Source organism: Streptomyces sp. (genome assembly GCF_035563135.1).
Taxonomy (GTDB): Bacteria; Actinomycetota; Actinomycetes; order Streptomycetales; family Streptomycetaceae; genus Streptomyces.
Genome location: NZ_DATMVN010000583.1, coordinates 20,636 through 28,007 on the forward strand (window position 1 = coordinate 20,636; position 7,372 = coordinate 28,007).

A 7,372-nucleotide genomic window follows, 5' to 3' on the forward strand; every position below is an offset into this window, starting at 1 on the left:
CGCGTCACCCAGCGGATCCGAGGGGGCAACGGTGCACGGCCTGGCCGACACATCGGGCGATGAGCGCGCCGAGTTGCTGCCACGCGGTTACCGGGTCTGCGGCTGGGAGGTCACCGAGCCGATCGGGGCCGGCGGCTGGGCAACGGTCTACGCGGGCCGTGCGGTCGACGCCGCGCGAGCGGGGCGGACGGGACAGGTGCCGGCCCCGATCGACCCTGCGAGTCAGGTTCCCGACGACGTCGCCCTCAAGTTCCTGCCGACCGCCGGACTCGCTCCGCTGCAGGCTCGCAAGGTCGCGGAGAGCGCCCGACGTGAGGTCGAACTCGGCCGTCGGGCCGGGCATCCGAGGCTGATCCGTCTCCTGGACCTCATCGTGCTCACGGATCCGGACCGCCCGTGGCTGGACGGCGCGATCGTACTGGTGATGGAGCGGGCCGAACACAGTCTGCGGACGGTGTTCGATGCCGGAGTGAGCGAAGCGGAAGTCGCCCGGCTGTTCGCCGCGATCTGCGAAGGACTGGCCCATCTGCACCGCAGCGGCTGGGTGCACGGTGACCTCAAGCCCGAGAACATCCTGCTGATGGCCGACGGCTCACTCAAGCTCTCGGACTTCGGCCTCGCCACCGAACTGACCGGCACCACCGGCACCCACGGATACGCACCGCCGATGGGCACCTTCGACTACCTCCCGCCGGAGCGCTGGAAGGCGCCGCTCGGTGAGCGGGGCGTGCAGGTCCGGCCGAGTGCCGACATCTGGGCCCTGGGCATCATGATCCACGAGGTGTTCACACGCGGTGTCTCACCGTTCCCCGGCGGGACGCCGGGGTCGCGCGGTGCTGCAGTGCAGGAGTACGCGGACGGGCGCGCACCGCTGCGTATCGACGGGGCGGTGCCGCCGTTCTGGCGTCAGCTGGCCACCGACTGTCTGGCCCCGGTCCACGCCGCGCGCAGCGCGCACACCGCCGAGAGCTTGCTGGCCCGCATCATCTCGCGGGAGTCAGTCCCTTCGGTACGTCGACGGCGGGCAACCCGCGCTGCCCTCCTGGCTGTCGGCGTGTGCGGGGCGGCCGCCGCGCTCTGGTCGTCTGCCGATCCCGGCGGCGCACCCGTGGACGGGGAACCCGCGGGCCGGATCCGGGTGTTCAACGCCGAGACCCAGTGCAGGGACCGCCTGGGCCGGGATCCGCAGTGCAGTCTCGGTCTGGCGATCGACCCCTTGAAGCCGTACACGACCGACAACGTCGTCCCTACCCGGGTCTGGCATGGCGACGCCCTCGACGTCGACTGCCGGCTGTCCCAAGGAATGCCCATCATCGACGAGTCGGACGCGAGCTCCACCGGCTGGTACCAGGTCCGCCTCCCCAAGGGCGGAACCCATTCGAAGGCCTGGCTGCCCGCCGTGCGCACGAGGGGACACCCCGAGGTCCCCGCGTGCCCACGTCCCGTACCGGAGCAGTGAGAGAGCGGTCGGCAACGCCCCCACGCGTCTGTGCGTGGCTCCTCTACGCCTTGCGAAGTCGGGCGATGATGCCGTCGATGTCATGGTTGAGCCAGTAAGGGCGGACGTAGTGGCCGCCCTCCACCTCGTGCGCCTCGTGCGGGATGCCGACGCGGTCGAGGTGGTACCGGAACTGCCGCTGGGTCTCCAGCACCACGGACTCGTTGGCCCACCCCTGGATGTCTTCGGGGCTGGTACCGGCGACCATGAAGACCCGCTTGTTGCGGTAACTCTCGATGCGCTCGACGGGGTTGTCGGCGGTGACCCTGGCCTGGTCCCACGGGATGCCGTAGACGCTGCCGCCGTTCAGTTCCACGGCTGCGGAGGACGCGTTGGCCCAATGGGTAACCGCATCACCTGGGTTGCCACGCAGGTTGGCCGGGCCGGAGTGGGCGCTGACCGAGGCGAAGTGGCCCCAGTACTTGGCGGCGTACTTCAGTGCACCGAAACCGCCCATGGAAAACCCTGAGACGGCGCGGCCGTCGTACTCGGCGTACGTGCGGAAGTTCGCTTCGACCCACGGGAGCAGCTGGCCTATGTGGAAGTGCTCCCAGTTCCGGGGGCCCACGTTGGAGTGGACGGGGTTGGAGTACCAGCCCGCAGGTCCGCCGTCGGGCATCACGATGATGATCTGCTTTCCGGCGGTCAGACCGCGGATGTTGTGCAGGCGGTCGAAGGTGATGAAGTCCTCCAGGCCGCCGTGCAGCAGGTAGAGGACGGGGTAGGTGCGTCCGCTGGTGTGGTAGCCGTCGGGGAGCAGGACGTTGACGCCGGGGTTCCAGCCGATCGCGTCCGTCGCGAACCGGTAGTACCACATGCGAGGGTCGTCCCTGTTGTGCTCCACGACGCTCAGCCCTCCGGCCGCATGGGCCGAGGACGCCGCTGCAAGGGCGCTCCCGCCGCCGAATGCCGCCGCCGCGGAGAGTCCGCCGACGGTCTTCAAGAGGTTTCTGCGGGTAGGGGTGTACTTGGTCAACGTCGCCTCCTGGTCGGGATCTGGCAGGAAAAGGGGTCAGAACCAGCTCTGGTACTGACTGCTGTTGCATGGCCAGGTGCGGAGCCCGTAGCTGCTGTCGTCGATGCACCGGCCGGTGTGCTGATTCCGGAACTCCAGCGTGCCGTCATCCCAGACCTTGACCCACCAGCTCTGCTCCGGGGTCGAGTTGCACCACGCGGTGTGGAACCCGTCGCCGGTGTCCGTGATACAGCGGCCGGTGTTGATGTTCCTCAACTCGCGTGTGCCGTCGCCCCAGACGCGCACGGACCACTGTTGCGGATTCGAGCCGTTGCACTCCCAGGGGCGGAATCCGTTGTCGGTGTCGTCCATGCACCTGCTCGTGGCCTGGTTCCTGAAGCTCTGGATAGGAGTCGATGCGATGTCCACGGACTTCTGTGTGGCGGCGAGGGAATGTCCCTCCGCCAGTGCGGTCGACGCCGATACCAGGGGTATCAGGGCACATGCCGCACCGAGCAGCATGGTTCGTTTCCGGGGCATGTCGCCGCGTCCTTTCGGTCGTTGGATGCCGTGAGGGGCCGGATGGGGTGCGCGTGCGGCTCGTGAAGCGACGGGCCCGTGCGCACCAGCAGGTCGAAAGGTATCCACGGGTTCCCGGCCAGGGCATCCGGAACGTTACGGACTGACAGTGCCGGGTGATGTCCGATAGGGAGCGGAGTGCCGTGAGGGAACGGCACTTCCGGTTCGGTACTCCGTCGTGTCCGGTCGCGGGGACCGGGCAGGCTTCCGCGCAAGCGGGACCCACCTCACGACCGGACGCCCCGCTCGACGGGCAGGGATCAGAGAGCGGGACTGCCCGACACCACGGGCTCGACCATGCGGTCCCCGAAGGCCGTCCACGGTCGCCATCCCCCGCTCGGCTGTGCCTGGACACGGGTCCGTATCCGGCCCTCGGCGGTGACGGCGAAGACGTGCGTCCGCCCGGTGGCGTCGAGCGCGGCCGTGGGCGTGGCGGCGAGCCGGATGCCAGGTTCGCCGAACTCCGCGCCGGGGTCCCAGGCGCCACCCGGCGCCACCTGCCAGCGGTGGCTGAGCCGGGCCCCGCCGGGTGTGAGGGAGAAGGCCTCCAGCCGGCCGTCGGCGTTGACAGCGAACGAGGGGGCTGCCGCGCTCCAGCCGAACAGCGGGCGCCACTCGTCCCAGTCGCCGCTCGGCCCGGTCTGCGGCCGGTGAAACGCCCCCACGCCGGACGGTCCGATCGCCGCGACGGTGAGCCGGCCACTCCCGTCCCTGCCCGCCCGTGGCGCACCGCCCGCCGCGGTGCCGAGGCGGTGCCACACAGCGGTCCAGGCGCCGCCCGGCGCCTCCTGCCACCGGTGGAAGATCCCCGAGCCGCCAGGCGAGAGGGCGAACGCCTCAAGACGGCCGTCAGCGTTGGCGGCGATCACCGGTGGGGCGCCCGCCGCTCCGCCGAAGCCGGACTCCCACGGATCCCAAGTCAGCGAGCCGGGCGAGCGCTGTCGTCGCCGTGCCAGCGAGGCGCCGCCCGGGGCTAGGGCCAGGGCCTCCAGCCGGCCGTCGGCGTCACGGGCGACGGCGGGGGCGGCGCCTGCGGGGCCGCCGAACTCCTCCCAGTCATGCCAGCCGCCGTCCGGCCGCTGCATTCGGTGGTGTAGGTTCAGGCCGCCCGGGGCGAGGGAGAACACCTCCAGCCTGCCGTCGGTGTTGCGGCCGAGGGTGGGGACCGCCCCGGCCGGCCCGCCGAAGACTTCCCACGGGGACCAGGTGTCGGTGTACGGCTCCAGCTGAACGCGCCGCAGCATCGAACGGTCGCCCGCGTCGAGAGCGAACACGGTCAGGCGGCTGGCGACGTCCAGTTCCGCCACCGGGTTGTCCGGGCTCTGCCACGGCGGTGGGGTGTCTCGCCAGTGGAGAGGCGCCACGTACAGCCCCTGGCGGAACCAGCCCGCGGCGCTCGCGTACCACTCAGCTCCGTCGGCGATGACCTCGACGGCGTGACCGGGCACATGGCCCGCGTAGCCGTCGAGGTCGAACCTGAAGGGGTCCCGGGACGCGAGCACGTCCGTGCCGTCGTAGCCGTTGCGCGGCCCTGTGAACAGGTAGTACCAGCCGTCCCGTTCGACGACGTACGGCGACTCGGTGACCGAGATGGCCGTGTCGGTGCTCGCGTCGGTGAACGCGATGGCCGGCTCGCTCCAGCGCAGCAGGTCGTCGGAGCGTCGGCAGGCCACGACATGGTGTCCGCCGGTGTCCGACAGCTCGGTGTAGTACATGACCCACTCGCCACCGGCCCGCACCACCATCGGGTCGCGTGCGACACGTCCCCGGAACAGCGGGCCTGACGGCTCGCGGGTCCAAGTGGACAGGTCGTGCGACGTGGCGAGGTTGATCGCGGCACCGTTCGCACCGCCGGCGGCATAGAACATCCAGAACCGGCCGTACGCCTCGACGACGTGCGGCGCCCACAGGTGTTCTTCGCCGAAGTAGGACGGGGCGACGGTCAGGGCGTCGGCGTGGGTGGTCCACGGCCCGTGAAAGGTCTGCGCGGAGGCGTGGGCGAACGCGATCTCCTTCGTGCTGTCCGGGGATTCGCCGCGCGGCGCGCTGTCGCCGACGATGCTGAACAGGTGCCAACGACCCTGCGCCTTGATCAGCGTGTGGTCGTTGAGATAGCGGGGCCCGGCGAAGGTGGACGGATCATAGACGTACGCGAAGGGCCCGGCGCCGATCCACCGAGGGGGCGGCACCGTCGCGGCGGCGCCGCCGGCGCCGAGGGTCCCAGCAGCCGTGGCCCCGGCTCGGCCGGCTCCCAGGAGCGGGAGCACGCCCGCTCCAGCCGCGCCCCGCATCAGGTTCCGTCTGCTGATCGGAAACATGAGCCTCTCCAGAGGGACCGCGTAGCCGACCGTGCCGTACAGGCTCGGCCGACTACGGATCGTAGATGTGTCACTTGTCTGACGGCCGGTCACCTGACGGCGGGGCCTGCGGTGTTGTTGACCCAGCCCCATTCGGACCAGGTGGAGAATCCGGTCTGCCATCTGTGGTAGGTACCGGTGGGACTGGCACCGAAGATCTCGATCCGGCCATCCGCGTTCGCTGCCGCGGTGACCTCCGTGCCACCACCACCGAACGTGGCCCAGTCGCTGTAGGGCGCGTTGCGGTCGGTCTGCCAGGCGTGCATCGCCGTTTCGCCGTTCATCGCGAACACCTCGACACGACCGTCGGGCGTCCGCTCACTGCTCAACTGCGCTTTCGCAGGACCGCCGGTGGGCTTCCATTCCGACCAACCGGCCGGATCTGTCTGATACCTGTGGAAGACACCCGCCGAACCTGAAGCAAATACCTCAAGACGGCCGTCCGCGTTGTGGTCAACAGTCAGATCATGAGCGCCACCACCGAAAGCACCCCACGCCGACCACCCGCCATTGGGCGCGGTCTGGTACTTGTGCTCGAAGGTCTCCCCATTAAGCGCGAACACCTCCAGCCGACCATCCGGAGACTTCTCCATCTCCACCCGGCTGTCCGCCGGGCCGCCACCGGTGGCCTCCCATTTCGACCAGCCACCATTCGGCGCCGTCTGGTACTTGTGGAAGAGACCGACCGGCCCCGACGCATACACCTCGATCCGGCCGTCCGCATTCACACCGGCCGCCACATCACGACCGCCACCACCGAACGCCTCCCAGCCCGACCAACCCTCCGATGCCGACAGCTGATAACGATGCTGGAAAGTGCTCCCGTCGATCGCGAACATCTCCAGCCGGCCATCCGCATTCGGAGCGATCGCCAACTCCGCGTCGCCAGGACCACCCAGGAACTCCCACGCCGACCAGTCACCATTCGCCTCGAGCTGCCAGGCATGATGCACACCATCAGCACCAGCCACAAAAGCCTCAAGCCGGCCATCCGCCGACCGCGCCGACACCACCCGGCCCGACTCAGCCGGATACACCAAAGGCTGTGGTTGCGGACCACTGCCCGGAGTGCACGGCAGCACCACGCCGCGCTCCGCGAGATAGGGCTCGGGGTCAATGCCGTACGAGGTGGACCGGTCCCCCCAGATCCGCAGATGAAGGTGGGGACCGGTCGAGTTGCCCTCGGATCCCATCAGGGCGATCTGCTGGCCGGCCACGACGTGGTCGCCGACGGAGACGTCCCGCTGATACATATGCCCGTACTCGGAGAGCGTCCCGTCGGGGTGCTGGATTCGGATCCATTGACCGTAGCCGTCCTCGTACCCGGAGATGGTCACCTCTCCGTCACCCACGGCGTAGATCGGCGTTCCGTAGTTGTTAGCGATGTCGACGCCGTTGTGGCCGCTGTGGTAGTGCTGGGACACCATGCCGGCAGCCGGACACGCCGCGGCGAAGTTGGTGGTACGGGCCGCGGCCGGGGTCGTGGCCAGCAGTACCGGCAGGAGGGCGGCTGTCGCCGCGAGAATCAGGTGCAGTGCACGTCGGGAGAGTCCGATCAGCACGAGACGCTCCTCCCCTCGTTCGTCTCAGGGTGAGTGGGATATGAGTGGGATATCGGGACGAGTGGGATAGGTGCACGGTACGTGGCGCGCTGCTTCGGACCGTGCCGGTTCGCCGGATCAGGCCGGGAGCGGGCGGTCTGAAAGGTAGCAACGGGGTGGGGGCCGGGGACCCCGGAAGGTTACGGACTGACAGGCGGGAACGCGTCGGCTAGTGTGCTGTGCCTGAAATTCCAGGGTTGAGTCGGGTAGCCGGGTCACGTTGCCATGACCCGGCTACCCGACTTAGAGGGCGTTTGATCTAGGCAGATTGCCCTTTATCTCCTAGTAAGTCCCTCGCCAGGTGGGTGTGGTCTCGTCCGTTATGCGCTTGGCAAGGTTGTCGATCGAGGCGATGTGGATCATGGCTTCGGAGCTGGTTGTG

The 7,372-nt window shown here is 69.1% G+C and carries 5 protein-coding genes and 1 pseudogene; 1 reads left to right on the forward strand and 5 read right to left on the reverse strand.

From position 1 onward, the window contains the following. The first annotated feature begins 31 nt into the window (after positions 1 to 31). The gene (locus VN520_RS26120) at positions 32 to 1,459 is read left to right on the forward strand and encodes a serine/threonine-protein kinase (RefSeq protein ID WP_325749393.1); all 1,428 of its coding nucleotides are present in this window, start codon (positions 32 to 34) and stop codon (positions 1,457 to 1,459) included. 43 nt (positions 1,460 to 1,502) lie between these two features. Here the strand turns inward: VN520_RS26120 and VN520_RS26125 are convergent, their stop codons facing one another. From VN520_RS26125 to VN520_RS26145, 5 genes and pseudogenes are all read right to left on the reverse strand, one after another. After that, positions 1,503 to 2,474: an alpha/beta hydrolase gene (locus VN520_RS26125; RefSeq protein ID WP_325749394.1), complete on the reverse strand. Its 972-nt coding sequence runs from the start codon at positions 2,472 to 2,474 to the stop codon at positions 1,503 to 1,505. Between the two features lie 36 nt (positions 2,475 to 2,510). Then, positions 2,511 to 2,993 (reverse strand): RICIN domain-containing protein, encoded by a 483-nt coding sequence (locus VN520_RS26130; RefSeq protein ID WP_325749395.1) that lies wholly within the window; start codon positions 2,991 to 2,993, stop codon positions 2,511 to 2,513. A 299-nt stretch (positions 2,994 to 3,292) separates the two neighbouring features. Next, entirely contained in the window at positions 3,293 to 5,350 is a 2,058-nt protein-coding gene (locus VN520_RS26135) for a family 43 glycosylhydrolase (RefSeq protein ID WP_325749396.1), read from the reverse strand. Positions 5,351 to 5,439: 89 nt separating this feature from the next. After that, complete coding sequence (locus VN520_RS26140; RefSeq protein WP_325749397.1) at positions 5,440 to 6,951, reverse strand: peptidoglycan DD-metalloendopeptidase family protein; 1,512 nt, start codon at positions 6,949 to 6,951, stop codon at positions 5,440 to 5,442. A 321-nt stretch (positions 6,952 to 7,272) separates the two neighbouring features. Continuing rightward, positions 7,273 to 7,372, reverse strand: a pseudogene (locus VN520_RS26145) (IS5/IS1182 family transposase); the annotation flags it as partial.